Here is a 25765-nt window from a genome sequence, read left to right on the forward strand (position 1 = left end):
GCGGAACGTCCATGTTCGGCAATGGTGCATCTGGAAACGCAAATGGCCGGGGGCGAGCCCGGCCATTTCAGGAAATTGACGGATATCAGTTCGACTATATCAGTTCGACTTGGGCGTCGCCGCGGCCGGTTGCGCGGCGGCCTGCGGGGCGCGGCCGACGATGACGGTCAAAAGCCCCTGGCCCCACAGCCGCTTGGCGGCGGCCTTGGCGTCGTCCAGCGTCACTGCGTCGACGATGCCGTTGCGCTTCTCGATATAGTCGATCGGCAGCTTGTCCTGCTGATATTGCAGCAGCGCCTGTGCGAGCTTGGAGGAGGTGTCGAGCGCCAGCATCTGCGAGCCCTTGAGGTAGGACTTGGCCTCGTCGAGCTCGGTCCGCGTCGGGCCCTCCTCGGCGATGCGGCGCACCTCCTTCTCGATGGCATCCATGGTGTCGCCGGCGCGGTCGGCGCGGGTGCCGGTGTTGCCGATGAAGATTGCCGAATGCTCCATCCAGAGCAGCGATTCGAACACGGAATAAGCCAGCCCGCGCTTCTCGCGGACCTCGCGATAGAGCCGCGAGGAGAGGCCGCCGCCGCCGAGGATGTGGTTGACGACATACGCCGCCATGAAGTTCGGGTCGCTACGCTTCACGCCGGGGCCACCGAAGGTGATCACGGTTTGCGGTACGTCGAGCGGCACGAAGGCGCGCTGCGGCGGCTTTGCGGCCTCGACGTCGGGGACCGGCGTCAGGGCGGCCTTGGCAGGCAAGCTCCCGAACGTGTGGTCGAGCAGCTTGCCGAGGGTGTCCGGATCGACGTCGCCGACCACAGCGATCTTCAGTGTGTCCTTGGCAAGGATGCGGCCGACATAATCCTTCATGTCGGCGACCGTGATGGTCGGCACGCTCTCCAGCGTGCCGTTGGTCTGCCGTCCATAGGGATGATCGCCGAAGGTAATCTCCAGGAATTTGCGGCTCGCGAGCGAGGTTGGGTTGGTGGTGTCGCGGCGCAGCCCCGAGATGACCTGCGAGCGGATGCGCTCGACATCGGCCGTATCGAAATGCGGCGAGGTCAGCGCCGAGCGCAACAGGTCGAAGGCCTCGTCCTTGTTGTCGCGCAGCATGCGCAGGCTGCCGCGGAAGGTGTCGCGGGTGGCGCTGAAGGAGAGCTCGATGGCGCGGCGGTCGAGCCGCTCATGGAACGTCTTGGAATCGAGATCGCCGGAGCCCTCGTCGAGGAGGTCGCCGACGAGATTGGCGACGCCGGGCTTGTCCTTGGGATCCTGCGCCGAGCCGCCGGCAAAGGAATATTCCATGGCGATCAGCGGCACGGTTGCGTCCTGGACGAACCAGGCCTCGATGCCGCCCGGCGAGACCAGGTGCTGGATCTTCGCAGCCGCTTGCGACGGCGAGAGCGTAACCAGTGCGAGCGCCGCACCGGTGGCAAGGGAGAATGCGATGCGTCGAAGGAAGGGATAGGTCACGAACGCTTCTCCTCACGCTTGGTGGTCGCGGTGTCCTTGATCAGATAGCCGGTCACCGAGCGCTTTTTCTCGAGCCATTTTTGCGCGGCTTGACGGACTTGCTCGGCGGTGACGGCGCGGATGCGGTCTGGCCAGCTTCGGATGTCCTCGATCGAGAGGCCCGTGGTCAGTGCGCTGCCATACCAGCGCGCCAGCACCGCCTGATTGTCCTGGGCGTAGATCGCCTCCGCGATCAGCTGGGTCTTGACCCGCTCGAGATCCTCGGCGCGGATCGGGTTCGCAACGATGTCGGCGATGACGCCGTCGATGACCTGCTCGATGTCTGCGAAGCTGACACCGGACTTCGGCGAGGCCGAGATCGCAAACTGGGTCGGGTCGAGCGAGATGCTGGAATAGCTGGCGCTGGCGGAGACCGCGAGCGGCTTGTCGACGACGAGCGCGCGGTAGAGATAGGAGTTGCTGCCACTGCCCATCAACTGTGCGAGCACGTCGAGCGCGGCGCTCTCGCCGGCCGCGGCCGTCGTTGCCGAGGGCACCAGGTAATAACGGCGCAGGTTCGGCTGCTCGACGCGCGGGTCGGACAGCGTGACGGTGCGCGGTGCGGCCGGCTCGGGCTCCTGCGGACGGATGCGCCGCGCCGGGATCGCGGGCTGTGCCGGGATCGGGCCGAAATTGCGTTCGGCAAGCGCGTGGATATCAGTGGCCTCGACATCTCCGGCGATCACCAGGATCGCGTTGTTCGGCGCGTAGAAGCGGTGATAGAAGGCGAGCGCATCCTCGCGACCGAGCTTCTCGATCTCCTGATGCCAGCCGATCACCGGCCGGCCATAGGGATGGTTGAGATAGAGCGCGGCCATGATCTGCTCGTTGAGCCGCGCATCGGGATTGTTGGCGACGCGCATGTTGTATTCTTCGAGCACAACGTCGCGCTCGGGCAGCACATTCTCGTCTTTGAGCACGAGGCCGGTCATCCGGTCGGCTTCGAACGCCATCATGGACGGCAACTGTTCGCGCGGTACGCGCTGGTAAAAGTCAGTGTAGTCGACCGAAGTCGAGGCGTTCTCATTGCCGCCGACGCGGAGCACGGTCTGGGAGAACTCACCGACCGGGTGCTTCTCCGTGCCCTTGAACATCAGGTGCTCGAGGAAATGAGCGAGCCCCGATTTCCCGGGCGTCTCGTCGGCCGAGCCCACCTTGTACCAGACCATTTCCGTGACCACCGGCGTGCGGTGGTCCGGGATCACCACGACCTGGAGGCCGTTGCCAAGCGTGAAGCTGGCGGGCGGCGCGGACGTGACCGTCGTCTGGGCGAGTGCGCTGCCGACAGAGAAAGCAGATGTCGAGAGCAGCGCGGCGAAGAGGCAGGCAACCGATCGGAGTGAGGACATCACGATCCTTGTGAAAGCCCGGACCCTGATGTCCGGGCGTGAAAGCACGGCATGCTACACCGCGCGGCTTTGAGCTTCGGGTCACGAAGCAGAGAACGCGGTCAAGTTGTACTTAAAAATAGGTCATCTGCCGTGTCCGGCCTGCACCGGACCATTGCGGCGGGTCCGCGCCTGCGTGTGACGGGCAAGGAGCTTATTGCTCCTTTTCCTTACCCGACTGGACGTCGAAATAGGTCCGCCGCGACTTATCCTCTCCGGCGCCGTAGGCGTAGTTCGACGAAGGCGTCTGATATCCTGGCGGCGGCTCGACCAGCGATTGGCGCGGTGGCTCGCTGGTGAATGGCTTGGACTCGCCCGTATTGCCGCCCGAGAACAGCTTCCACAGACCGCCGGTGTAGCCGAGCTGGGCCGGGCTGAGCGTTGGGTTATTGGTGTTGCTACCCGGCTGGACCGGATCATTGCTGGTTCTGTCGGGGGCGGCCGTCTTGTGGGCGTCCAGCTCGGCCGGCGTCAGCGGCCGGGCATTTTTCAAGTACTCGGTTGCCTTGTTGCCCGCCTTCTTCCGCTCAGCGATAGCCTCCTTGCGGCGCTTCTCGTCGGGATCCTTCGGCCAGTTCGGCGCATTCTTGGCGTCAGCGCTGGCGGGCGGCGGCAGGTCGAGCTTGGGGGGCACCACCAGCGGCGACCGCTCGCGGTACTCGATGCCCTTCTTCTCCATGCCCTTGGCGCCGATGCCGGACATCAGATTGTCGATGAGCTTCTCTTCGAAGGTCATGTCGTCGTCATCGTCGCCGTCGTCACCGGCGCGGACCGGACCTGCCGACATGATGAGACCGATTCCGAGGGCGACGGCTGACAACTTCAGCGCCAGCCAAAGTCCCCGCCGGGAGTCTCGACCGATCGAACCACTGGTCCCGAAGCTGCGCATGCTTGTACCTGTTCCATATTGTGGCAGTCTTGATTGTGCCGGTCCTGCCGCGTCTCACGCGCCAACCCCTCGCCAAGCAAGGTTCCGCCTCCGGTCCGTATCGGCCGGGATCAGGGCGCTTTTGCGGCGGGTACCCCGAGGAAGGAATCATACAATAGCGCCGCCACCCCGGCAACGATGGCCATATCCGCCAGGTTGAAGACGTACCAATTATAGGTATTTCCGCCGATTTCGATGTGCAACAGGGCGAAATCGACCACCGCACCGTAAGCCAGGCGGTCGATGCCATTGCCGATGGCACCGCCGATGATCAGTCCCAGGGCCACCGTGGCGAGCCGGGTCTGTGACCGCGCCATCCATATCGCGAGTGCAATCACTGCGACGACCTTCACCGCCATCAGCGCGACCTGCGCGGCCTGACCGTCATTCTGAAGCCAGCCGAAGCTGATCCCGATGTTCCAGGCCAGCACCAGGTCGAAGAACGGCATCACCTTCACCACGCCGCGGCGAGCAAGGTCGAATCCGTTCAGCAGCCAGAGCTTTGAGGCCTGATCGGCCACAAGCGTAACCACGGCTGCGAGGATGCCGGCGCGGAGCGGGGTCATGGCCGGGATCAGACGCTCACGCCCAACGCCTTCCATTCGCGCAGCGCCTTGGCGTCGCGCGGGGTGACGTCGGGATATTCAGGGTCTTCACCCACGGTCGGCGAGATCTTCCAGGAGCGGGCGCATTTGGTGCCGACGGCCTTCTCCACCACGACCGCGACGCCGGGCACGGCATCGAGACGGAATGCAGAGGCCGGCGCCTCGCCCTCGCGCACCTCGTAGTTCGAGGTGATGCAGATCTCGGCGAGATCGGTGTCGAACAACGTCGCCAGCATGTCGCGGTCGGCGACATAGATCACCGGCGAGGCCTCAAGCGAGGAGCCGATGTTCTTGGCGGCACGTTCGAGCTCCAGCGCGCCGGTGACGACACGGCGGACGTCGCGGATGGTCTCCCACTTCGCGGCGAGCTTGTCGTCGCGGAATTGTTCGAGGCCTTCCGGGAACAGCGTCAAATGCACCGACGGTTCGGCATCGGGCCTGTACATGCGCCAGCCTTCTTCCGCGGTGAAGCTCAGCACCGGCGCCAGCCATTTCAGGATCGTATTGCACAGCAGGTCGATCGTGGTCAGTGCCGCCTTGCGCGTCAGCGAGGACGGCGGATCGCAATAGAGCGTATCCTTGCGGATATCGAAATAGAACGCCGAGAGCTCGCTGTTCAGGAAGGCGGACAGCGTTGCGACCACGCTCTTGAAGTCGAAGGTCTCATAGGCCTTGCGGACCAATTCGGCGCGGAGCGCGAGCTCATGCAGCATCAGCCGCTCGAGCTCGGGCATCTCTGCAACGGCAACCGCGTCGACCGGCTTGTAGTGATGCAGCGTGCCGAGCATCCAGCGCACGGTGTTGCGCAGCTTGCGGTAGGTCTCGACCGTGTTCTTCAGGATCTCGGGGCCGATGCGCTGATCGTCGGTGTAGTCGCAGGACGCGACCCAGAGTCTGAGGATGTCGGCGCCGGATTCCTTGATGACGGCCTGTGGCTCGATGGTGTTGCCGAGCGACTTCGACATCTTGCGGCCGTCCTCGGCCTGGGTGAAGCCGTGCGTCAGCACGATGTCGTAGGGCGCGCGGCCGCGCGTGCCGCAGCTTTCCAGCAGCGAGGAGTGGAACCAGCCGCGATGCTGGTCCGATCCTTCCAGGTACATCACCGTATCGGTGCCGCCGTCGACCTTGCGCTTGATGCCGGCGAGGCCAGGGAATTGCACGGGGTCTTCGAGCACGAAGGCGTGCGTCGAGCCGGAATCGAACCAGACGTCGAGAATGTCGTCGACCTTCTGCCAATCCTCATTGGCGCGCGGTCCCAGGAAGCGCTCGCGCGCCCCTGTCGCGTACCAGGCATCTGCACCTTCCTTTGCGAAGGCGTCGCCGATGCGGATGTTGACGGCTTTGTCCTGGAGGATTTCGGCGGAGCCGTCGCCCTTCTCGCGGACGAACACGGCGATCGGCACGCCCCAGGCCCGCTGGCGCGAGATCACCCAGTCGGGGCGGGCCTCGATCATGCCGTTGATGCGGTTCTCGCCGGAGGGCGGCACCCATTGCGTCACCGAGATCGCCTGCAGCGCGCGGGCGCGCAGCGTATCGCCGGACTTGGTCTTGCCGTCGGTCGCAATGTCCATAGCCCCGGGCTTGCCCGGGGCGTCCACGATAGGCTTGTCCATCGCGATGAACCATTGCGGCGTGTTGCGGAAGATCACCGGCTTCTTGGAGCGCCAGGAGTGCGGATATTGGTGCTTGAGCCGGCCACGCGCGAGCAGCATGCCCTTCTCGACGAGCACCTTGATCACAGCCTCGTTGGCGTCGCCCTTCTCGCCCTTGTCGTTGATGACGCGCTTGCCCGTGAAGCCCGGTGCCTGGTCGGTATAGGCGCCGTTCTCGTCGACGGTGTAGGGGATCGCGCTGTTGATACCGCGGGCATCGAGCTCGCGGGTATTCGCCGTCCACACATCGAAGTCTTCACGGCCGTGGCTCGGCGCGGTGTGCACGAAGCCGGTGCCGGTGTCGTCGGTGACGTGGTCACCGGACAACAGCGGTACGATGAATTCGTAGCCCCCGGCGAGCCCCTTGAGCGGATGGGCGCATTCGATCGCGTCCATGGTGTCGCCGGGGATGTCGCGGACCTTCTCGAAAGCGGTCACGCGCGCCTGCTTGAACACTTCTTCGGCGAGCGCGTCCGCCAGGATCAGCAGGTCGCCGGTCTTGGCCCAATTGTCCGCAGGCGCGTCCGTCACCTTGTAGAGGCCGTAGCCGATCTTCGGCGAGAACGAGATGGCGCGGTTGCCGGGCAGCGTCCAGGGCGTGGTGGTCCAGATCACGACACTTGCCGACGCCAGCGCGCCATGCGCCGGCGAGGTGACCGGGAATTTCACCCAGACCATGTCGGACGTATAGTCCTCGTACTCGACCTCGGCTTCGGCGAGCGCGGTCTTCTCGACCACGCTCCACATCACCGGCTTTGAGCCGCGATAGAGCGTGCCGTTGGCGGCGAACTTCATCAGCTCGCGGGCGATCTGCGCTTCGGCCGGATAGTTCATGGTGGCGTAGGGATGAGCCCAGTCGCCGATGACACCGAGCCGCTTGAACTCCTCGCGCTGCACGTTGAGCCAATGCGTCGCGTAGGCGCGGCACTCTTTCCGGAAATCGATCATCGCGGTGCTGTCGCGGAAGTCGGGCTTCTGCTTGCCCTTCTTGCGATAGTGCTCTTCCTCGACCTTCCACTCGATCGGCAGGCCGTGACAGTCCCAGCCCGGCACGTAGTTGGAATCGAAGCCGAGCATCTGCTGGCTCTTGGTGACGAGATCCTTGAGGATCTTGTTCAGCGCCGTGCCGATGTGGATGTTGCCGTTGGCATAGGGCGGGCCGTCATGCAGCACGAACTTGTCGCGGCCCTTCGCAGCTTGGCGCAGCTTCTCGTAGAGGCCGATCTCGTACCAGCGCTTGAGGATCTCCGGCTCGCGCTGCGGCAGGCCGGCGCGCATCGGGAATTCGGTCTGCGGCAGGTACAGGGTTTTCGAATAGTCTTTGACTTCAGACTTTTGGGACTTTTGCGGCTTTTCGGACATGAGGCTGACTGGCTCGGAATGGCGCGGGAATGGATGGCGATGCGGAATCGCGGGGTGAAAACGACAAAATCCCGGTCTTGCGCCGAGCCGAAGGCTCAGGCGGAAGCCGGGCCGCTAATCCCTATGATGCGCCGCGCAAACATGGGCTCTCCATAGCAGGGGGCCAAGGGAAGCGCAAAGGTCCGGCGGGCCGGCTTTGGGGCCTCAATCGACGGTCCCAAGCCGCGGAAACGCGTCCGGGGCGGCGGCCAGCATGGCGCGGGCGCGGGCGGAATCGTCGTCCATCTGGCGGATCAGGGCTTCGATATCGTTGAATTTCAGTTCCTCGCGGATGAAGCCGACAAAGGCGCAATCCAGCGCCTGCCCGTAAAGGTCGCCCTTGAAGTCGAACAGGAAGATTTCCAGCAGCGGCGCGCCATGATCAAAGGTCGGCCGACGGCCGAAGCTCGCCACCCCGTTCAGACGCTCAGGCCCGCGGCCGACCCGCACGGCATAGATGCCGTGCTTCAGGCCGCAATTGGCATCGAGCCGGATGTTGGCGGTGGGATAGCCGAGGTCGCGGCCGCGCTTCTCGCCATGAATGACCTCGCCGGTGATGAACCAGGGCGCGCCGAGCATGGTGGTGGCCTCGTCGAGCTGCCCCTCGGCGAGTGCGATCCGGATCGCACTGGAGGAGACCGGCCGCTCGTCGAAATCGACATGCGGCTGCACATCGACCTCGATGCCGAGCCGGGGCGCTTCGTTCGCCAGCAGGCTCGGCGAGCCGACGCGTCCTTTGCCGAAATGGAAGTCGTAGCCGACCGCAATGCCGCTGACGCCGAGGCGCTCGATCAGCTCATGGTGAATGAAGTCTTGCGCGCTGGTGCCGGCACGGGCCTTGTCGAAGGTCATGACCACGGCACCGGCAAGCCCGGTCCCGGCCAGAAGCCGCAGCTTGGCGCGTTCGTCCGTCAGGCGAAATTGCGGGGTGTTGGGACTGAAAAACCGGCGCGGATGCGGCTCGAAGGTCAGCGCCAGCGCAGGGCGGCCATGCGCCCGGCCCATTTCCAGGGCTGCGGCAATGACGGCCCGGTGGCCGAGATGGACCCCATCGAAATTGCCCATGGCCACCACCGCCCCCTTCAGGATCGCAGAATCCGGCGTGGTATCGCGGATAACGGTAAATTGCGGGGCCATCAGGGGAATTCTCGAGCCGGCGGGACCGGCCGCGACGGTGGCGTGACCCGGCCGATGAAGTCAAGCGGGCGGGGCAGCCGCAAGGAACATGATTTCGATCCCTTGGCGGGTCGCCCCAGTTAACGCGCTGTTTAACGCCTTGGTGCTAGTGCTTGGGATGTGGAACTGAGGGGCTCCGGCCTGTCAGTCCGATTTTGAATATTCCTGGGTATGCGTTGGGGGAGTCGAGATGGCGGTTGATTTGTCGATGCCGGTTCTGGTGGTGGATGACTACAGCACCATGATCCGTATCATCCGAAATCTGCTGAAGCAGCTTGGCTTCGATAATATCGATGACGCCAGCGACGGTTCGGCGGCGCTGAACAAGATGCGCGGCAAGAAGTACGGGCTCGTGATTTCCGATTGGAACATGGAGCCGATGACGGGTTACGACCTGCTGCGCGAAGTGCGGGCAGATCCCAATCTCGCCACCACGCCTTTCATCATGATCACGGCGGAATCGAAGACCGAGAACGTGATCGCGGCCAAGAAGGCCGGCGTGAACAACTACATCGTCAAGCCGTTCAACGCGGCGACGCTGAAGACCAAGATCGAGGCGGTCTTCCCGGACATGGCGAGCGCGTAAGCGCGCGATCTACGCCATCAGCTGAATTTGGAAAGCCCGGGCGCTTGTCCCGGGCTTTCTGTATTTCTGCGTCGCTCCTTCGGAACGCCGGAACTCACCACTTCAATTCGCGCATCAGCGCCTTCGGCGGGTGGCCGAACAATTCCGTCACTGATTTGGGATCGAGCTGGTCGAGGCCCTCGAACTCCTCGGCATGGATGCCGCGGGTGACGAACAGGCAGTCGATGCCGAATTCACGTGCGCCGGTCAGGTCGGTGCGGACGGAATCGCCGATCGCCAGCACCTTTTTCCGGTCGATCGGGTGGCCCTGGCGTTCGCCGGCGAGCGCCATCGCGCGCTCGTAAATCGGCCGGTGCGGCTTGCCGTAGAAAATCACCTCGCCGCCAAGCTCGCGATACAGCTCGGCGATCGCGCCGGCACAATAGATCAGCCGGTCGCCGCGCTCGACCACGATATCGGGGTTGGCGCAGACCAGCGTCAGCTTGCGCTCGCGCGCCTTGAGCATCATGCCGCGATAGTCTTCCGCGGTCTCCGTCTCGTCGTCAAAGAGACCAGTGCAGACGATGTAGTCGGCCTCTTCCAGCGGCGCGGTCGCCGCATCGAGGCCGCGATAGATCGAGCTGTCGCGCTCGGGGCCGAGCCAGAACATCTTGCGATCGCGATGCTCGGCGACATAGTGCCGCGTCAGATCGCCCGAGGAGACGATCGCGTCATAGGTCTCGTCGGCGACGCCGAGCTTGCGCAATTGCCGCTGCACGGAGTCGGCCGGGCGCGGCGCGTTGGTGATCAGGATCACCGTACCGCCACGGCTGCGATAGGTGTGCAGCGCCTCGCAGGCCTCGGGGAAGGATTCCAGGCCGTTATGGACGACGCCCCAGATGTCGCTGAGCACGACATCGACCCCACCCACGAGCTCGCGCAGGCTTTGGGCGAAATGCAGCGTGGTCATGATGCGTGCGGCCGATCAGATGCGGCGCGCAAGCGCCGCGTTGCCGGTGATGCGCGATGACGGGGCGGCAGGCGCCGCGCCTGGGCTGGGTGTTCCGGAGCCATTGGATCCCTGAATGTCCTGCGCCGGGTTCGACGCGGCCCCGCCGGTAGCAGATGCCCCCTCGGGCCGCAATGGCCGGGGCGGCGCGAACAGAAAGCCCTGGCCGAACCGCACGTCATAGTCGAGCAAGTCGACCACCGCGCGCTCGCCCTCGATCCGCTCCGCGATCAGGTCAATGCCGAAGCGGCCGAGCAGGTCGGACAGGTCGGAGGGATGAATGTCCGAGGTCGACGCCTGCTTCGGGTCGAGCAGGAGCGAGGCCGGGACCTTGATGAAGCGCACGCCGCGGTCAGCGAGCTCGCGCGGCTCGATCCGCAAGTCCGTGACATGGTCGATCGAGAAGCGGAAGCCACGCTGCGCGAGCGCCGCGAGATTCTCGGTTTCGGCGGGGCCGAGGCCGCGGAACGTCGACTGCTTGAACTCCAGCACCAGCGACGGCGCCAGGGCGCGGTTGGCCTCGAGGAAGTCGAGGCATTGCGCGAAGGTGGTGGAATTGCCGAGCGTCGAGGCCGCGACGTTACAGAACACGCCGACATCCTTGTTGCGCACCATCAGCCGGCGCAACACCTGGACACAGCGCAGCAAAACCATGTTGTCGATGCGTCCGATCAGCCCGGAGGCCTCGGCGATGCTGATGAACTCTTCCGCGGCAATCAGCTGGTCGCGCTCGTCGCGCACCCGGGTCACGGCCTCGTAGAAGCGGACCTTGCGCTGCGGCAGCGTCACCATCGGCTGGAGGAAGATGTCGATGCGGTTCTCGTCGATGGCGTTGCGCAGCGTCGCCAGCATCTGGGTCTGGTTGCGGCCGTTGACCGTCTGAACGGCATTGGCGGTCCGGGTCTGGACGGACGGCGGCGTCGGCCGCGGTGCGGGAAGCGACGGAGGCGCGGCCGGTCGCTCCTCGAAGGGTGCAATCAGGTCGATCGGCGCTTCCGGCTCCAGCCTGGCGACCGGAGCGGGGGCTGGCGCGTGACCGGCCAGCAGGTCCTCATGGGTCGACACCGTGGCGGCAAGCTGCCTGACCAGCCCGCCGAGTTCGTTGATCTCGCCGACCACCGACTGGACACGATCGGAATTGGTCGAATTGGACGAGGCGACGCGGCCCTCGATCGCGGCGAGCCGGCGGCCGAACTCGGCCACCTGGCGGGCGAGGTCCGCGGTGCCGCGGGAGAGGTCGGCGATCTGGCCGCCGACGTCACTGCGGTCGCGCAGCCGCATCGAGACCGCGTTGTAGAGGATCAGGAAGGTCAGCGCGGTCAGCGCCACGATCGCGGATTCGGTTCCGCTGATGCCGGCGACCGCGTAGAGCACGAGCCCGAGCGAGGCCGCGACCAAAACCATGCAGATGGCGATGAAGATCGTCGAAATGCGAATCATGTCGCGCGCTGCGCCCTCAAATGACTGCCCCAGCCAGGAAAACACGGGCCCCAATGGGCACGCGCTTCCCAGTCAGCAAGAGCCTAGCATCATCTGTGATTCGAGGGGATAGTTACGGATCAGATCGGCGCTGCAGCACCGATCGTGTCGGCCGAGACCGCCTCGCGGCTGCCGAGCGGCTTGGGCCGCCCGCTGGTCGTGTCGCGCAGGGTTTGCCGCTCGATCTCCGAGTTCAGCTCCGCCCCGAACATGACCACGATGGCCGACATCCACATCCACATCATCAAGCCGATCGCAGTCCCAAGCGAGCCGTAGGTCGCGTTGTAATTGGCGAACTTCGAGAGATACCAGGACAGCAGCGCCGAGCCGGCGATCCAGAGCAGGGCGGCGGTCACCGCGCCGATGCTCAACCACTGCCAGCGCGGCGAGTCGCGGCTGGGCGCGAAGCGGTAGAGAATGGCGAGCGCCACCAGCAGGATGACGAACAGCAGCGGCCAGCGCGCGAGCGCGACGATCAGCCTGCTCTCGGGCGCAAGGCCGAGATGATCGAGCACGAGCGGGAAGGCGACCACGGCGCCCACCATCAACAGCAGCGCCGCGATGCCGCCGACCGTGAAGCTCAGGGAAATCAGGTTCAGCTTGATGAAACTGCGCTTCTCGGGTTCTTCATAGGCGACGTTGAGGGCATCGAAGATGGCTTTGACCCCGGCGTTGGCGCTCCAGACTGCGAGCACGAGGCCGAACAGGAAGGTCGCCCCGAGCGCGGTATTGCCTTTCGATACCACGCGCGCGACCTGGTCCTGGACAATCTGGAACGAGCCCTCGGGCAGCATCGTCGCAAGCGTCTGAAGGTTGGCGCTGATCGTGGAGGGATCGGCGAACAGCCCGTACGACGAGACGAGCGCGGTCACGGCCGGAAAGATTGCGAGCAGCCCGAAGAAGACGACGCCACCCGCGGTCGCGAGCAGGCGGTCGTCGCCAATGCGCTGATAGGTGCGCCAGAAGATATCCTTCCAGCCCGCCCAGGGGATTTTGAACGGGCTCTTCGAGCGACGGCCACGGCCGGGCTGCGCGCCCGCGCTTGCCGGGTTCGTTTCCGGTGAATGCGCTTCCTGATTGCGGTGGTCTTGGGGAGGTCCCGGCCGGATCAGCCCCGACTGCTGGAAGTAGCGTTCCGCGCTGAGGACGAAGATGGCCGTGGCGGCGACCAACAGCCAGGAGTCGAGCTGCTCGCTGTGCCGCGCACGCATGTCAGGCGTCCAGTCCGTGATCGTGGCGTCGCCGGCGCGCGGCCGTAAAGCCCAGCAATCCGATCGCGGCAAGCATCAGGCCAAGCTGTACGGGCCGGTTGGTGCGCGCTGGTGAAGCGTTGCCGCCGTGGCCGCGCTCGCCCGGCGCGAGCGGCACCAATGGAATCGTCGTCGCGACTTCCTTGACCGCCTGCTTGACTGTACCGCGCGGAATCCGCGGCGTGGCGATCGCAACGCGCATGCGGCTGGCGAGCGGCACGATCGGCTTGGTCCGGCGATTCATTTGCGCCATCGCCACCCCGGCGCAGGCCCCGGCCAGCACCAAAAGCACGGCCGCGACGGCGCCAAAGCCCCAGAATTCTCCGCAGGTGATGGCAACCCAACGGTAGAGTGCGATCAGGCCGACAAAGAAGGCCGCGATCAGGAACAGCCCCGCCACTGCGAACAGTCCGGCCGCGACAGCGTAAGACGTCAGGCGTCCCGTGGTCTGGCTGGTACGGTCACGCAGATACGACCGGGTAGCGCGCTTGAGATGGTTGAGTTTCAGCGCCATGCCGGCGCGCAGCAATTCGCCCGATGGCGCGAGCATGCGGACATCCTCCGAGAGCGAGAAAATTCGTCGGGGGATGAACGTGGCGGAATTTGACTTGTTCCGCCGCGTGCGCTCGATCAGCCGAGATCGGCGACCGCGATCCAGAACACCTCGCCCTCGGATTCCTCCGTATCGAGCCAGAGCAGCGGCAGTTCCGGAAACGCCTCGTCGACCAGCTCGCGGCCGCGGCCGATCTCGCAGAGGAGGCCGCCGTCCGGTGTGAGATGGTCGGGCGCATCGCGCAGGATGCGGCGGACGACATCGAGGCCGTCGGGGCCGCCGTCGAAGGCGAGCTTCGGCTCGGCCCGGCATTCTGGCGGCAGTGCCGCCATGCCGTCCGCGTCGACGTAAGGCGGGTTGGTGATGATCAGATCGTATTTGTTGGCGCCGAGCGGGGCGAACAGATTGCCCCGATGGAGCGTGATCTGCTCATCCAGTCCATGTTCCCCAACATTGCGGGCGGCGACTTCGAGCGCGCCCTTGGAGATGTCGACGGCATCAACCATGGCATTCGGGAAATGATACGCGGCGAGGATCGCAAGACATCCCGATCCCGTGCAGAGATCGAGCACGCGCTCGACGGCCGTGGGATCGTCGATCAGCGAACCCGCTTGTCCGTCGCCGCCGAAATGCGATTCCAGGAGCTCGCCGATGAAGGAGCGCGGAACGATGACGCGCTCATCGACATAGAACGGCAGGCCGCGCATGTAGATCTTGTTGACGAGATAGGCCGTCGGTTTGCGCGTCGTCACGCGCTTATGGATGAGGTCGAGCAGGGTCTTGCCTTCCGCTGCGGTGACGCAGGCATGGCCAAACATCTCGAACTGGTCGGGATGCAGGTGCAGGGCCTCGCAGACCAGGAAGACGGCTTCCGCGACCGGATCGGTCGTGCCGTGGGCAAAGGCAAGTTTCGCCTCGACGAAGCGGCTGACCGCATAGCGGACGAAATCGATCAGCGTGAGCAGCTCGCCGCGGCCGACCTTCGCGAGTTTTGGCGCGGCGCGGCCGCGCGTGGTCTTTTTCACAGCTCTTGCCATCAGGATCGGGTCCAGCGTGCGGCGGCCTCGTCGTCACGGGCGTGGGCCTCGACCCAGCCGGTGCCGGTGGCGCTCTCTTCCTTCTTCCAGAACGGTGCGCTGGTCTTGAGATAATCCATCAGGAACTCGGCCGCCTCGAACGCCGCCCGGCGGTGGTGCGAGGCGGTGAGCACCAGCACGATGTTCTGGCCGGGCATGAACCGGCCGACGCGATGGATGACCGTGACGCCGTTCAGCGGCCAGCGCGAAAGGGCTTCGTCGACATGGCGCTTGATCTCTTCTTCCGCCATGCCCGGATAATGTTCGAGCGTGAGCGCGGCAATCTTCGAACTATCCTCGTCGGCGCGGCAGATGCCTGAGAAGGTGACGACCGCGCCGATATCGGTGCGGCTCTTGGTCAGGACCGCGATCTCGCGCGCGATATCGAAATCGTCTTCCTGGATGCGGATGGAGACAGGGCAGGTGGTAACAGGGGAAGTCATCATCTAGCCACCGGTCATCGGCGGGAAGAACGCGATTTCGCGGGCGCCCGCGATGGTAGCGTCGGCCTTGACGTGGGCATGGTCGATCGCGGTGCGGATTACCTTCGGCTTCTCGAAGGCATAGGCATAGGCCTCGTTCTGGCCGGACAGCCAGGCGATCAGTTCCTCGACGGTGCGCACGGTCGCGGGCGGCTCGATCGTCTCCTCGGCCTTGCCGACGCGCTCGCGCACCCAGGCGAAGTACTTCACTTTCATCCCTCATCCTCCTTGATGAGATGATGGATGCCGGCGCGGAAATAATCATAGCCGGTGTACATGGTCAGGATCGCCGAGGCCCACAACAGCACGAGGCCGATCAGCGAGACCATGGGAAGGACCTCGTCGCCGGCCGGACCGGCCAGCAGGAAGCCGATGGCGACGAGCTGCACGGTGGTCTTCCATTTGGCGAGCTTGGTTACGGGCACGCTGACACGCAGTGCCGCGAGGTATTCGCGCAGGCCCGAGACCAGGATCTCGCGGCACAGGATCACGATGGCGGCCCACAGCGACCAGCCATGGATGATACCGTCGGCCGCCAGCATCAGCAGGCAGGAGGCGACCAGCAGCTTGTCGGCGATCGGGTCGAGCATCCGGCCGAACGCCGATTGCTGATTCCAGATCCGCGCGTAGTAGCCGTCGAGATAGTCCGTCACCGCGGCGCCGATGAAGATCGCGACCGCGACCCAGCGCAGCCACAGCGGATAGTCCATGATCGACTGCGCATAGATGCATCCGACCACCACCGGGATCGCGGCGATCCGGCCATAGGTCAGGATGTTCGGGAGGGACATCGCGCGGCTGGTCGTCCCTCGTGTCGTGGCGATGTTCATCCGTCCTACCAATACCGCTCAAGCCTGAAGGTCAACCGTCTGTCTCCAATTGGGGTGCAGGATGCGACGACCATATGACTATCGCCCTTTTAGTTCACCCCGGCTGGGGATGGAAATAATCGAAAATCCTGCGGGCACTCTCGGCGCTCACCCCAGGAACCTTGCCGAGATCGACGATCGAGGCCCGTTCGATCTCCTTCAGGGTTCCGAAATGATGCAGCAAGGCACGTTTGCGCGACGGGCCGATGCCCGGAATTTCCTGCAAACCGGCCTCGCGGACGTCCTTCTTGCGCAGCTTGCGGTGCGAGCCGATCACGAAGCGGTGGGCCTCGTCCCGCAGGCGCTGGATGAAATAGAGCACGGGGTCGCGTGGCTCCAGCTTGATCGCCTCGCGCTCCGGCATGAACAGGGTCTCGCGGCCGGCATCCCGGTCTGGCCCCTTGGCGACCGACATCAGCGACACCTGGGTCAGGCCGAGATTTGCAAAGATCTCCCTGACAGCGTTGAGCTGGCCGCGGCCGCCGTCGATGATCACGAGATCGGGCCATTGCGGGAAATCGTCGTCCTTGGCCTTGGCGGCGCTCTCTTCCGGCGGATTGATCAGACGCTTGAAGCGGCGCTCCAGCACCTCGCGCATCATGCCGTAATCGTCGCCCGGCGTGAGCCCTTCGGACTTGATGTTGAACTTGCGGTACTGGTTTTTCACAAAACCGTCCGGGCCGGCGACGATCATGGCGCCGACCGCATTGGTGCCCTGGATGTGGCTGTTGTCGTAGACCTCGATGCGCTTGGGCGCCTGCGGCAGGCTCAGCGTCGTGGCCATGGCGTCGAGCAGGCGGCTCTGGGTCGCGGTATCCGCGAGCTTGCGGCCGAGCGCCTCGCGCGCATTGGTCAGCGCGTGAGTGACGAGCTCCTTCTTCTCGCCGCGCTTGGGCGTGATGACCTCGACCTTGTGGCCGGCCTTGATCGACAGCGCGCTGGCGAGCAGATCGCTCTCCTCGATCTCGTGCGAGAGCAGGATAGTCTTTGGCGGCGGCTTGTCGTCGTAGAACTGGGCGAGGAAGGAGCCCAGCACTTCCTCCGGCGTATAGGTCTTTTCCGCGCGCGGGAAATAGGCGCGATTGCCCCAGTTCTGTCCGGTGCGGAAGAAGAACACTTCGACGCAATAGAAACCGCCGTCCTGGTGGATGGCGAACACGTCGGCTTCCTCCACCGTGCGCGGATTGATGCCCTGCTGCGACTGGATCGCCGACAGCGCGGCGAGGCGATCACGATAGAGTGCCGCACTCTCGAATTCGAGCTCGCCGGAGGCCTTCTCCATCTCGCCAGCGAGCTCCTGCTTTACCGCCTGGCTCCTGCCGGACAGGAAGTCGGTCGCTTCGCGCACCAGCGTCGTATAGCCGCCGAAGTCGATCTCGCGGGTGCAGGGGCCGGCGCAGCGGCGGATCTGGTAGAGCAGGCAGGGCCGCGAACGGCTCTCGAAGAAGGAATCCGTGCAGGAGCGGATCAGGAACGCGCGCTGCAAGGCCGTGATGGTGCGGTTGACGGCGCCGGCGGAGGCGAACGGGCCGAAATAGCGGCCGGGCCGCGTCTGCGCGCCGCGGTGCTTCAGGATCTGCGGCGCCCAATGGTCGCCGGTGATCAGGATGTAGGGAAACGATTTGTCGTCGCGCAGCTGCACGTTGAAGCGCGGCCGCAGCTGCTTGATGAGGTTGGCTTCCAGCAGCAGCGCCTCGGTCTCGGTCGTGGTCGAGACGATCTCCACGGTCACGGTGGCCGCGATCATGCGCAGGATGCGCGCCGGCAGCGGCGCGCTCTGGCGCGCGTAGTTGGACAGACGCTTTTTGACGTTCTTGGCCTTGCCGACATAGAGCACGTCGGCATTCGCGCTGAGCATGCGATAGACGCCGGGCGAGGTGGGCGCGAGCCGGACCGCACGCTCGATCGCCTCGTGACCGGTCGCCAGCGGCTCTTCGCCGATCGCGCCGCTCTCTTCCAGAATATCCGGCAGCCGCGCATCGTCCTCGTCGTCGCCGCCCGTGGTGGCGGGATCGAGGTCGGGGGGCGCCGTCTCGTGCGATGTCTCGTGCGACGTCTCTTGGGGCGGGGCGTCGGCGGTCGCGGCTCGCGGCGATTTGCGTGCGCCTGCGTCGTCCGGATTGTCAGTGGAATCGTGAACCATGGTGCGAATTTAGGCGCTGAGGGAGCCGATTTGAAGTTCCGGCGTGTCGCGCGCACAGGATGGCACGCGCGGTTCCCGGTAACGCTTCCTTAAGTCTGTTAACAGCGCGGTAACGGGTCTTAACAGCCCTTTAACTTAAAACTCTCGATAAATCTTACGCGAAAAAGTGGTGGTTCCGTAACCATGTGGTCTGGCCCTGCGCGGCGGCGCGGGCATCGCACCCGGTTGCGGCAGTTGCGTTGGAGTGTGTGATGAAGAGGCTCGTTGTGGGCGCAGCCGCGTTGGTTGCAGCCGGCTGGACGGCTTCGGCAAGGGCCGCCGATCTCAGTTACGGGCAGCGTGCGCCCTATACGGTCAATCAGCCGCTCAATGCCTATAGCTGGGCCGGCCCGTATCTCGGCGCCAATCTCGGCTATGAATGGGGCTCGGTAAGCAACACGCCCGTGAAGCCCTCCGGCTTCGTCGGCGGCGTGCAGGCCGGTTACAATTTCCAGAACGGCCCGTGGGTGTTCGGTGTCGAGGGCGATATCCAGGCCGCGGGCGCCGACGATACTTTCGCGCCGTGGAAGTTCTCCAATCCCTGGTTCGGCACGCTGCGCGGCCGCGCCGGCTACGCCTTCAGCAACGTCCTCTTCTACGGTACCGCCGGCCTCGCCTTCGGCGAGCTGCGCGCGCAGACATTCGGTTGGACGGAGTCGCACACCACCGCCGGCTGGACCGCCGGCGTCGGCGCGGAAGTCGGCTTCGCGCCGAACTGGAGCGCGAAGCTCGAATATCTCTACGTCGATCTGTCGTCGAGCCAGTTCGCAATTACAGGCGTGTCAAACGGCTATAGTGCCAGCGTTGTTCGCGCAGGCGTGAACTATCACTTCTGATAGCCAAATAAGAAAATACCGGACAACAACCTCCCGGCCGCTTGCGGCCGGGACTTTTTTGCGCCAGGTTTTCTGGGTCGGGTCCGCTACGAAAGGATCACGAGATTGACCGCCTTCGGCCCCTTCCCCTTCTTGTCCGGTTCGACTTCAAATGTGATACGCTGTCCTTCGGCAAGGTCCTTCAGTCCCGCCCGCTCAACAGCGGTGATGTGAACGAAGACATCGCGACCGCCGTCATCCGGCTTGATAAAGCCGTAGCCGCGCTCGCCGTTGAAGAACTTAACCGTTCCCGTATTGGCCATCGGGAAACTCCCCCTCATTGCTCCTCCGTCGCAACGCAGACGCGCGTCGCGACATGACCGGGCATCACGAAGCCCGGGAGAGCTGGCCATCCTTCGGCGGACCCTTCGGTCCGACTGGATCTTTCTTAGGCCTTCACTCCGCCGCAACCATTCGCGGAAGCGGAACGCAAAGCCAGTCACACAAACAGCATAATACGGTTCTCTGCAGATTGACTACCGCTACTGCATATTTTTCCCAAGAATGCCGGAGTGTTACGGCTTCGGCACCTCTAATCGGAATCTGGCAGCGCCGCCTTGTCCAAGCGGCATTTCCAGCTCGGGCAGGATCGTCTTGAGCTCGCCTTGCAATGTGTATGGCGGGTTGACGATCAGGAGCCCGGTGGAGGTGAGGGCCGCGCCGTCGAGCTGCGGCGCGACGCTGAATTCGAGCCGCAGACATTTTCCCGGAGTCTTTGCTTTAGCTGCGGTCCGCGCCACGAGTTGCGCCAGCGTGTCGGTGGCGCGCCGGCTCTTGGCGGGGTACCAGATTACATAGATACCGGTCGGCCATTTCGCGAACGCGGTGGAGAAGGCCTCGCCCAGTCTTTCGAACTCGTCTTTCGCCTCGAAAGCCGGGTCGATCAGCACGACCCCGCGCCGCTCCTTCGGCGGCACGAACGCCGGCAGCGCCATCCAGCCGTCAAGATCGACCACGCGGGCCTGTTCGTCGCGCCGCAACACGTCAATCAGCGCCTTGCGTGCCTTCGGCTCGAGCTCGCAAGCCACGAGCCGGTCCTGCGGCCGCATCAGGCCGCGCGCGATCAAGGGCGACCCCGGATAGGCTTTGAGCTCGCCCTTCGGGTTGAAGGCGCGAACGATGTCGAGATAGGGCTTGGTCAGTGCGATTGTCTCGTTCGTGAAGCGCGCCTGCATCAGCCGCGCGATCCCCGTCAGCCACTCGCCGCTGCGGCGCGCCTCGTCGCTGCCGAGATCATAGAGGCCGGCACCCGCATGGGTGTCGATGACGCGGAAGGCGGCCGGCTTGTCCTGCAGATAAGTGAGGATGCGCGCCAGCACGATGTGCTTGATGACATCGGCGAAGTTGCCGGCGTGAAAGGCGTGGCGATAGTTCATGCAAGAGCACTACGCCACGTGACGGCCTGAGCAAAGAGGTACGAGAGCGTGAACTACCCGCCCCTGACCGGCGGCATCGTCACCTGGTCGCGACGGCAGGCGCGGCGTTCGATCTCCTCGCAGGCGCGGAATTGTAGGTCCTTGCTGAGGCAGATGCGGACCTCGGAGAGCCGGGTCCGGTTGCAGGTGACCGAGACGGCCGTGTTACTCAGGCCCGGATTGGCCTTGATGAAGGCTTCCTCGACGTCGGCCGGAGCGACAGTCTTGGCCTCCGACAAATCGAGATATTCGGCCGGAATCTTGATTGCCGCACGTGCCTTTCGGATCGTCTCGAAATAGTTGCGATCCGTTAGCCCGGAACAGGTGCCGTGCTTGTCCCACTCGTTGAAGATCAGCCCCGGCGCCGGCATCAGATCGAGCATCGAAGAGACGATGTTGCGGTTCAGCCGCGGCGACGGCCGCTGGCAGTATTCCGGAAAGCCGTTCTCATATTGTGGCCACAGCCCATGCACCACGAAGGAATAGGGCCGTCCCTCGCACTGGATATTCGAGCGCCCGCCACCGCGGCCGCGCTCGGCCGCTTCCTCGCAGAAGGACGGCGACCACGACAGCGACAGCACATAGAAGTCGAATTCGCCCGGCGCGTTCTGCCGCTTGTCCTGGGCCTTGGCGCCGCCGGCCAGCGAGAGCAGCCCGGCGGCAATGGTCAGAGAGATCACGAGACGGGAGAACGAATGCAATCTAAAGTGAAACATGGCAACGCCCCTCAACTAGACTGTGCAATCAGCCTAGCAGGCAATAAGAACATTTCAAGAACAAATTTCAGGCGACCCGACGATTGGCCGCGTGGGCGGTCCGAATCAGGACCTTTTGCAATCAAGGCTTGGCGGCGCGGCAGGACGGATTGTAGGCCCAGTTGCGGTCGAGCCCGACCACGCACCATTCGACGCCCTGGCCGTAGCCGGCAAAGCCGCCATCCTCGACGATCGAGAAGTGGATCCTGCGCATCTTGCCGTCATTGAGCATGGCCTCACCGGTGCAGTAGCGGCGCGGAATGTTGTCAGAGGCCCAGGCCCGGAAGGCGGTCTCATGGACGGCCGAGAAGCCCTCGATCTTCAACGGCGAATTCCAGAACGAGCTTTCCTTCTCCCAGAACTGGGTGGCAATCGTCGGCAGCGCCTTCTCACAATCGGCGACGTTGCCATCGTAACGCGGTCCGCTCAGCCAGAAATTCAGCTCCAGCGGGTTGGCGGCCCTGGCCTCACCGAGCGACAGCGCTCCAAACATCAGGCCGAGAACGGCGGCAAAGCGAAGCGATTTCAGGGAGGTCGAGGCGCGCATGGGCAATCCAGACAGCATGATCTGCGGAGGTCGGACGGTGCCGCGAAGGGCGGGGGAGGTCAAGTGCAGCGCGGCAACACTTGGCCAGGAGTTGATCACGACGTCGCAGTCAACCGGCCTTCCGTTCTTTCCACGGCCGCCGCGGCACCGTAAACTGCCGCCAACCAATCGGAGTGACGGGAATGCGAATCATTGCGGCCGCGGGCCTTCTTGCCAGCCTGGTTGTCTCAGGGATGATGGCGAGCCAGTCGGCGCGCGCCGACATCCTTCCGGTGCCGCCCTTCAAGGGCAACGACACCGGCGGCATCATCGCCTATTCCATGGCGACGCAGACCGATGCGCGCCAGGTCGCGGTCGATCACTGCGCGCACTACGGCAAGGTGGTCAAATTCCTTGCGGTGCAGGCGTATGAGGGTGGCTATATCTCGTTCTCGTGCCGCTGGGTGCCCTATGGCGCGGCCGATCGGCCGATCCGCACGCTCTACTGAGGCGTCTTTCGGAAAGCCAAGATCTCTCAGCCGGGAGTCGCTCGCATGACGCGCAAGCTTGCTTTGCTCGGATCAGTCGTTTGCTTCATGTTGTCGGCTGGGAGCGCAATCGCTGACGATCTGCCGGTGCGCAAGGCCGGCCTCTGGGAAATGAAGATGGTCCGGACCGGCTCGGCGATGCCGGAAATGACCATGCAGCATTGCACCGACGAGGCCGTCGACAAGGAGATGAACAACAACATCTCGCCGATGGCCAAGCAGGTCTGCTCCAAGCAGGACATCAAGAAGACGGCGACCGGCTATGTCAGCGATTCCGAGTGCAGCGTCGCCGGCATGTCCACGACCTCGCACGCCGAGATATCAGGCGATTTCAATTCGGCCTACACGGTGAAGACCTCGTCGCATGCGCAAGGCGGCGTGGTCGGTGCCGCGGGGCGCGACACGACCATGACGCTCGAAGCGAAATGGCTCGGCGCCTGCAAGCCCGACCAGAAGCCCGGCGACATCGTGATGCCCGGCGGCTTCAAGATGAACGTGCGTGACGTCGACAAGCTGAAAGCGCTGTTGCCGAAGTAGGCGGAGGCTACTGCAGCTACACCGGTATCCTCACGCTCGCCCTTAATCCGCCCATCGGGCTGTCGCCGAGCGTGATGTCGCCGCCGTGCGAGCGGGCGATGTCGCGGGCGATGGCGAGACCTAAGCCCGTGCCGCCTTCGTCCTGGTTGCGGGCGTTGTCCAGCCGCAGGAACGGCTTGAACACTTCCTCGCGCAAATGCGCGGGAATGCCGGGACCGTCGTCGTCGACAATGACGGTGAGATAGCGGTGATCGCGCTGGCCGGAGATGGCGATGGCCTTGCCGTAGCGCGCGGCATTGGTGACGAGGTTGGCGAGGCAGCGCTTGAACGAGGCCGGCTTCACCGTGACCACGGGCAGGCCGCTGAATGTCACGGTCGCAGTATGGCCGTGGCGTTCGGCGTCGCTGCGCAATTCCTCGAGCGCCTGCGCCATGTCGGTCGGCTGCGACTGCTCGCCGGAATCGCCGCGGGCGAATGCAAGGTAATCCTCCAGCATCATCGACATCTCGTCGACGTCCTTGCGCATACCCTCGAGCTCGGGATTGTCGCCGATCAGCGCCAGCTCGAGCTTGAAGCGGGTAAGGATGGTGCGCAGATCGTGGCTGACGCCGGCGAGCATCGCGGTGCGCTGCTCCATCGCACGTTCGATGCGCGACTTCATCTCGAGGAAGGCTCCCGCCGCGCGCCGCACCTCGCGCGCGCCGCGTGGTCTGAAGTTCGGCGCCTCGCGGCCCTTGCCGAAACTTTCCGCGGCGTCCGCAAGCCGCAGGATCGGCTTGATCTGGTTGCGCAGGAACAGCACCGACACGATCAGCAGGATCGACGATGTCCCGACCATCCAGAACAGGAAGATTTCCGAGTTCGAGGCGTAGGCGGCGCTGCGCTGTGCGAACACGCGCATCACGGCATCGTCGAGCTGGATGCGGATCTCGACGAGGTTGGAGCGGCCGACCGTATCGATCCAGAACGAGCGCCCGATCTGGCGGCCGAGCTGCACCGACAGCGTCTGGTCGAGCAGCGAGAAAAACGGCTTTGGTCCCGGCGGCGGCATGTCACCGGCCGGCAGGAAGTCGACGACGAGACCGAGACGCTGCTGGGCGATGCGGCGGATCTGGTCGCGATCCTTGTCCTGCGGGTAGCCCTTGTAGACGTCGATCAGCGCGGCGATGTCCTGCACCACCGCGGCCGACAGGCGGCGTGTCACCGTGTTCCAGTGTCGCTCCATGAACACGAAGGCGACGACCGATTGCAGGATCACCATCGGCACGATCATGATGAGGAGCGCGCGCGCATAGAGGCCGGTCGGCATCCAGCCCTTGAACGCGTTGCCCATCCAGCCATTGGCGGCGGAGACGCGCCCGGCGGCGCTCCTGAGCAGCGTCAGGCCGGTATCGATCGTGCTCATCGGTCGTGCTTCACTGCTTTTATGGCGAGGCTACCAGCCGGTAGCCGATGCCGCGCACTGCCTGAAGGAACAGCGGATTGGCGGGATCGGTCTCGATCTTGCGCCTAAGGCGGTTGATCTGCACGTCGACGGCGCGCTCGTTGACGCTGCCATTGCCGGTCAGCGCACTGCGCGGCACGGTCTCGCCCGGCGTCTCCGACAGAATCCGCAGCATCTCGCGCTCGCGGTCGGTGAGATGGATGACCTCGTCGCCCTGGCGTAGCTCGCCGCGATCGAGATGATAGACGTAGGGGCCGAACGCGATCTTCTCCACCGTCGCGGCCTGGACCGGCGGCGCCGCGCGCTTGAGGATGTTGTTGATGCGCAGCGCCAGCTCGCGCGGCTCAAACGGCTTTGCCACGTAATCGTCGGCGCCGATCTGAAGGCCCTCGATGCGGGCCTCGGCTTCATGGCGCGCCGTCAGCATCACGATCGGCACCGAAGAGGATGCGCGGATGAAGCGGGCGAGATCGAAGCCGGTCTCGCCGGGCATCATGACGTCGAGGATGAGCAAGTCGAAATGCAGGCCCAGAAGCTTCGAACGCGCATCAACGGCGCTGGAAGCGGTGGTGACGCGATAACCCTCGGCCGCGAGAAAGCGCGACAGGAGATCGCGGATGCGGCGATCGTCGTCGACCAGCAGCAGATGCGGGGCGTCGTCAGCCGGTTGCACCGGCGGGCGGGCGAGCGTGGCAGCGAGCGGCACGGTCACTCCTTTGCGTCTTGTTTGACATTGGCGAAGATCGTCTCGAGCACCTTGTCCGGATCGTTGCGGTCGATCATCGCGCGCAGGAAGCGCTTGATCGTGTCGGCATCCTGCGGCGCCATCTCGGCAAGCGCCTTGGTGATCCGCGTGGTCTGGAGGCCGGCGAGCTTCTGCACCAGTGCTTCGCCCTTCGGCGTCGCATAGAGCAGGCGCTGGCGGCGGTCATTGTCGCCGGTCTTCTGGACGATATAGTCCTCGTCCAGGAGCTGCTTGAGCACGCGGCCGAGCGACTGTTTTGTGATGCGCAGGACGTCGAGCAGGTCGGCGACCTTCAGCCCTGGATAGCGATAGACGAAGTGCAGGACCCGGTGATGGGCCCGGCCGAAGCCGAAAGCCTCCAGCTCCTGGTCGGGATCGCCGACGAAATCGCGATAGGCGAAGAACAGCAGCTCGATGATATCCCAGCGCAAATTGCCTCCGTCACCTGCGGCCGGCCGTGGCTCGGCAGCGTTTTGAGAGGGAGTCGCGAAATTTATGTCAGGCATATTGACGTATCTTGGGTTCAATGTTACAAAACGATCAACCCGCACGAAATTTTAGATCGTTTCGCGTCGGGTAGCATTTCTAACAGCGGCCGGAGTTAGCCCGACAGGCGGCGACGGCCGGATCGAATCTACCGTGCGATTGTCGAGCGGCACTTCGGCAAAACATACTGGACTTCCGCCTTCCGCAAAAGCATGTCGTCCGAAGACATGCTGGTCACGGAAACCGGCCGCAACAAGGCTGGCGGGCAGTCCGGCCAGAAACCACATCAAGCCAGCCGGGCCCGAAAACGGGCAGG

The 25765-nt window shown here is 64.5% G+C and carries 26 protein-coding genes; 4 read left to right on the plus strand and 22 right to left on the minus strand.

Features of this window, described 5'->3' with window-relative positions:
• Positions 1-99 precede the first annotated feature (99 nt).
• The 6 genes from ACP2YP_RS06395 to ACP2YP_RS06420 all read right to left on the minus strand — a co-directional run bounded on the left by ACP2YP_RS06395 (position 100) and on the right by ACP2YP_RS06420 (position 8614).
• Positions 100-1464 (minus strand): M16 family metallopeptidase, encoded by a 1365-nt coding sequence (locus ACP2YP_RS06395; RefSeq protein ID WP_426423067.1) that lies wholly within the window; start codon positions 1462-1464, stop codon positions 100-102.
• Positions 1461-2852 (minus strand): M16 family metallopeptidase, encoded by a 1392-nt coding sequence (locus ACP2YP_RS06400; protein WP_426423069.1) that lies wholly within the window; start codon positions 2850-2852, stop codon positions 1461-1463. The genes ACP2YP_RS06395 and ACP2YP_RS06400 overlap by 4 nt, the downstream gene beginning before the upstream one ends.
• A 193-nt stretch (positions 2853-3045) precedes the next feature.
• On the minus strand, positions 3046-3780 hold the full coding sequence (locus tag ACP2YP_RS06405) for a hypothetical protein (protein WP_426423070.1): 735 nt from the start codon (positions 3778-3780) through the stop codon (positions 3046-3048).
• A gap of 110 nt (positions 3781-3890) precedes the next feature.
• Positions 3891-4385: a signal peptidase II gene (gene lspA, locus ACP2YP_RS06410; protein WP_426423072.1), complete on the minus strand. Its 495-nt coding sequence runs from the start codon at positions 4383-4385 to the stop codon at positions 3891-3893.
• Positions 4386-4393: 8 nt separating this feature from the next.
• The gene (gene ileS, locus ACP2YP_RS06415; RefSeq protein WP_426423074.1) at positions 4394-7438 is read right to left on the minus strand and encodes an isoleucine--tRNA ligase; all 3045 of its coding nucleotides are present in this window, start codon (positions 7436-7438) and stop codon (positions 4394-4396) included.
• A gap of 204 nt (positions 7439-7642) precedes the next feature.
• Positions 7643-8614, minus strand: coding sequence for a bifunctional riboflavin kinase/FAD synthetase (locus tag ACP2YP_RS06420; protein WP_426423075.1), 972 nt, complete (start codon positions 8612-8614; stop codon positions 7643-7645).
• A 229-nt stretch (positions 8615-8843) separates the two neighbouring features.
• On the opposite strand from ACP2YP_RS06420, the gene ACP2YP_RS06425 reads away from it, so the two are divergent.
• A complete protein-coding gene (locus ACP2YP_RS06425; protein ID WP_027551917.1) occupies positions 8844-9239 on the plus strand; it encodes a response regulator in 396 nt (131 codons plus the stop codon).
• Between the two features lie 94 nt (positions 9240-9333).
• Here ACP2YP_RS06425 and ACP2YP_RS06430 read toward each other — a convergent pair whose 3' ends face one another.
• From ACP2YP_RS06430 to uvrC, 9 genes are all read right to left on the minus strand, one after another.
• Positions 9334-10188, minus strand: coding sequence for a TIGR01459 family HAD-type hydrolase (locus ACP2YP_RS06430; protein WP_426423077.1), 855 nt, complete (start codon positions 10186-10188; stop codon positions 9334-9336).
• A 15-nt stretch (positions 10189-10203) separates the two neighbouring features.
• Positions 10204-11667, minus strand: coding sequence for an EAL domain-containing protein (locus ACP2YP_RS06435; RefSeq protein ID WP_426423079.1), 1464 nt, complete (start codon positions 11665-11667; stop codon positions 10204-10206).
• 119 nt (positions 11668-11786) lie between these two features.
• Positions 11787-12917, minus strand: coding sequence for a YihY/virulence factor BrkB family protein (locus ACP2YP_RS06440; protein ID WP_426423080.1), 1131 nt, complete (start codon positions 12915-12917; stop codon positions 11787-11789).
• A gap of 1 nt (position 12918) precedes the next feature.
• Positions 12919-13506: a phage holin family protein gene (locus ACP2YP_RS06445; protein WP_426423082.1), complete on the minus strand. Its 588-nt coding sequence runs from the start codon at positions 13504-13506 to the stop codon at positions 12919-12921.
• A gap of 80 nt (positions 13507-13586) precedes the next feature.
• Positions 13587-14546 carry a 50S ribosomal protein L3 N(5)-glutamine methyltransferase gene (gene prmB / locus ACP2YP_RS06450; protein ID WP_426423083.1) on the minus strand — a complete coding sequence of 320 codons (960 nt, stop codon included), beginning with the start codon at positions 14544-14546 and terminating at the stop codon, positions 13587-13589.
• Positions 14546-15028 (minus strand): molybdenum cofactor biosynthesis protein MoaE, encoded by a 483-nt coding sequence (locus tag ACP2YP_RS06455; RefSeq protein ID WP_426423085.1) that lies wholly within the window; start codon positions 15026-15028, stop codon positions 14546-14548. Before ACP2YP_RS06455 ends, prmB begins: the two co-directional genes overlap by 1 nt.
• A gap of 3 nt (positions 15029-15031) precedes the next feature.
• A complete protein-coding gene (gene moaD, locus ACP2YP_RS06460) occupies positions 15032-15283 on the minus strand; it encodes a molybdopterin converting factor subunit 1 (protein WP_426423086.1) in 252 nt (83 codons plus the stop codon).
• Positions 15280-15897, minus strand: a complete 618-nt coding sequence (gene pgsA / locus ACP2YP_RS06465; RefSeq protein WP_027534217.1) for a CDP-diacylglycerol--glycerol-3-phosphate 3-phosphatidyltransferase — start codon at positions 15895-15897, stop codon at positions 15280-15282. The genes moaD and pgsA overlap by 4 nt, the downstream gene beginning before the upstream one ends.
• A 94-nt stretch (positions 15898-15991) precedes the next feature.
• Positions 15992-18079: an excinuclease ABC subunit UvrC gene (gene uvrC, locus ACP2YP_RS06470; protein ID WP_426423087.1), complete on the minus strand. Its 2088-nt coding sequence runs from the start codon at positions 18077-18079 to the stop codon at positions 15992-15994.
• A gap of 251 nt (positions 18080-18330) precedes the next feature.
• Between uvrC and ACP2YP_RS06475 the strand changes: the two genes are divergently transcribed.
• On the plus strand, positions 18331-18954 hold the full coding sequence (locus tag ACP2YP_RS06475; protein ID WP_426423089.1) for an outer membrane protein: 624 nt from the start codon (positions 18331-18333) through the stop codon (positions 18952-18954).
• A gap of 86 nt (positions 18955-19040) precedes the next feature.
• Here the strand turns inward: ACP2YP_RS06475 and ACP2YP_RS06480 are convergent, their stop codons facing one another.
• The 4 genes from ACP2YP_RS06480 to ACP2YP_RS06495 form a co-directional block, all read right to left on the minus strand.
• Complete coding sequence (locus ACP2YP_RS06480; protein WP_027534220.1) at positions 19041-19256, minus strand: cold-shock protein; 216 nt, start codon at positions 19254-19256, stop codon at positions 19041-19043.
• A 252-nt stretch (positions 19257-19508) separates the two neighbouring features.
• On the minus strand, positions 19509-20369 hold the full coding sequence (locus ACP2YP_RS06485) for a 23S rRNA (adenine(2030)-N(6))-methyltransferase RlmJ (protein WP_426423090.1): 861 nt from the start codon (positions 20367-20369) through the stop codon (positions 19509-19511).
• 53 nt (positions 20370-20422) lie between these two features.
• Positions 20423-21124 carry a ribonuclease T2 family protein gene (locus tag ACP2YP_RS06490; protein ID WP_426423092.1) on the minus strand — a complete coding sequence of 234 codons (702 nt, stop codon included), beginning with the start codon at positions 21122-21124 and terminating at the stop codon, positions 20423-20425.
• 121 nt (positions 21125-21245) lie between these two features.
• On the minus strand, positions 21246-21710 hold the full coding sequence (locus ACP2YP_RS06495) for a hypothetical protein (RefSeq protein ID WP_426423093.1): 465 nt from the start codon (positions 21708-21710) through the stop codon (positions 21246-21248).
• A gap of 182 nt (positions 21711-21892) precedes the next feature.
• Here ACP2YP_RS06495 and ACP2YP_RS06500 point away from each other — a divergent pair, with 182 nt between their 5' ends.
• Both ACP2YP_RS06500 and ACP2YP_RS06505 read left to right on the plus strand, forming a co-directional pair.
• The gene (locus tag ACP2YP_RS06500; RefSeq protein WP_426423094.1) at positions 21893-22198 is read left to right on the plus strand and encodes a hypothetical protein; all 306 of its coding nucleotides are present in this window, start codon (positions 21893-21895) and stop codon (positions 22196-22198) included.
• Positions 22199-22243: 45 nt separating this feature from the next.
• Positions 22244-22774, plus strand: coding sequence for a DUF3617 domain-containing protein (locus tag ACP2YP_RS06505; RefSeq protein ID WP_426423096.1), 531 nt, complete (start codon positions 22244-22246; stop codon positions 22772-22774).
• A gap of 16 nt (positions 22775-22790) precedes the next feature.
• Here the strand turns inward: ACP2YP_RS06505 and ACP2YP_RS06510 are convergent, their stop codons facing one another.
• From ACP2YP_RS06510 to ACP2YP_RS06520, 3 genes are read right to left on the minus strand one after another with little or no spacing between them, the layout of a single operon-like run.
• Positions 22791-24179 carry an ATP-binding protein gene (locus tag ACP2YP_RS06510; protein ID WP_426423098.1) on the minus strand — a complete coding sequence of 463 codons (1389 nt, stop codon included), beginning with the start codon at positions 24177-24179 and terminating at the stop codon, positions 22791-22793.
• 19 nt (positions 24180-24198) lie between these two features.
• Complete coding sequence (locus ACP2YP_RS06515; protein ID WP_426423100.1) at positions 24199-24930, minus strand: response regulator; 732 nt, start codon at positions 24928-24930, stop codon at positions 24199-24201.
• Positions 24927-25469 carry a MarR family winged helix-turn-helix transcriptional regulator gene (locus ACP2YP_RS06520; protein ID WP_426423102.1) on the minus strand — a complete coding sequence of 181 codons (543 nt, stop codon included), beginning with the start codon at positions 25467-25469 and terminating at the stop codon, positions 24927-24929. The genes ACP2YP_RS06515 and ACP2YP_RS06520 overlap by 4 nt, the downstream gene beginning before the upstream one ends.
• Positions 25470-25765: the final 296 nt, after the last annotated feature.

The sequence above is a fragment of the Bradyrhizobium genosp. A genome (assembly GCF_049949275.1).
Taxonomy (GTDB): Bacteria; Pseudomonadota; Alphaproteobacteria; order Rhizobiales; family Xanthobacteraceae; genus Bradyrhizobium.

Coding starts and splice junctions, on each gene's coding strand:
- ACP2YP_RS06400 (WP_426423069.1), bottom strand. CDS start 2,852: ATGTCCTCACTCCGATCGGTTGCCTGCCTCTTCGCCGCGCTGCTCTCG.
- ACP2YP_RS06405 (WP_426423070.1), bottom strand. CDS start 3,780: ATGCGCAGCTTCGGGACCAGTGGTTCGATCGGTCGAGACTCCCGGCGG.
- lspA (WP_426423072.1), bottom strand. CDS start 4,385: ATGACCCCGCTCCGCGCCGGCATCCTCGCAGCCGTGGTTACGCTTGTG.
- ileS (WP_426423074.1), bottom strand. CDS start 7,438: ATGTCCGAAAAGCCGCAAAAGTCCCAAAAGTCTGAAGTCAAAGACTAT.
- ACP2YP_RS06420 (WP_426423075.1), bottom strand. CDS start 8,614: ATGGCCCCGCAATTTACCGTTATCCGCGATACCACGCCGGATTCTGCG.
- ACP2YP_RS06425 (WP_027551917.1), top strand. CDS start 8,844: ATGGCGGTTGATTTGTCGATGCCGGTTCTGGTGGTGGATGACTACAGC.
- ACP2YP_RS06430 (WP_426423077.1), bottom strand. CDS start 10,188: ATGACCACGCTGCATTTCGCCCAAAGCCTGCGCGAGCTCGTGGGTGGG.
- ACP2YP_RS06435 (WP_426423079.1), bottom strand. CDS start 11,667: ATGATTCGCATTTCGACGATCTTCATCGCCATCTGCATGGTTTTGGTC.
- ACP2YP_RS06440 (WP_426423080.1), bottom strand. CDS start 12,917: ATGCGTGCGCGGCACAGCGAGCAGCTCGACTCCTGGCTGTTGGTCGCC.
- ACP2YP_RS06445 (WP_426423082.1), bottom strand. CDS start 13,506: ATGCTCGCGCCATCGGGCGAATTGCTGCGCGCCGGCATGGCGCTGAAA.
- prmB (WP_426423083.1), bottom strand. CDS start 14,546: ATGGCAAGAGCTGTGAAAAAGACCACGCGCGGCCGCGCCGCGCCAAAA.
- ACP2YP_RS06455 (WP_426423085.1), bottom strand. CDS start 15,028: ATGACTTCCCCTGTTACCACCTGCCCTGTCTCCATCCGCATCCAGGAA.
- moaD (WP_426423086.1), bottom strand. CDS start 15,283: ATGAAAGTGAAGTACTTCGCCTGGGTGCGCGAGCGCGTCGGCAAGGCC.
- pgsA (WP_027534217.1), bottom strand. CDS start 15,897: ATGAACATCGCCACGACACGAGGGACGACCAGCCGCGCGATGTCCCTC.
- uvrC (WP_426423087.1), bottom strand. CDS start 18,079: ATGGTTCACGATTCCACTGACAATCCGGACGACGCAGGCGCACGCAAA.
- ACP2YP_RS06475 (WP_426423089.1), top strand. CDS start 18,331: ATGAAGAGGCTCGTTGTGGGCGCAGCCGCGTTGGTTGCAGCCGGCTGG.
- ACP2YP_RS06480 (WP_027534220.1), bottom strand. CDS start 19,256: ATGGCCAATACGGGAACGGTTAAGTTCTTCAACGGCGAGCGCGGCTAC.
- ACP2YP_RS06485 (WP_426423090.1), bottom strand. CDS start 20,369: ATGAACTATCGCCACGCCTTTCACGCCGGCAACTTCGCCGATGTCATC.
- ACP2YP_RS06490 (WP_426423092.1), bottom strand. CDS start 21,124: ATGTTTCACTTTAGATTGCATTCGTTCTCCCGTCTCGTGATCTCTCTG.
- ACP2YP_RS06495 (WP_426423093.1), bottom strand. CDS start 21,710: ATGCGCGCCTCGACCTCCCTGAAATCGCTTCGCTTTGCCGCCGTTCTC.
- ACP2YP_RS06500 (WP_426423094.1), top strand. CDS start 21,893: ATGCGAATCATTGCGGCCGCGGGCCTTCTTGCCAGCCTGGTTGTCTCA.
- ACP2YP_RS06505 (WP_426423096.1), top strand. CDS start 22,244: ATGACGCGCAAGCTTGCTTTGCTCGGATCAGTCGTTTGCTTCATGTTG.
- ACP2YP_RS06510 (WP_426423098.1), bottom strand. CDS start 24,179: ATGAGCACGATCGATACCGGCCTGACGCTGCTCAGGAGCGCCGCCGGG.
- ACP2YP_RS06520 (WP_426423102.1), bottom strand. CDS start 25,469: ATGCCTGACATAAATTTCGCGACTCCCTCTCAAAACGCTGCCGAGCCA.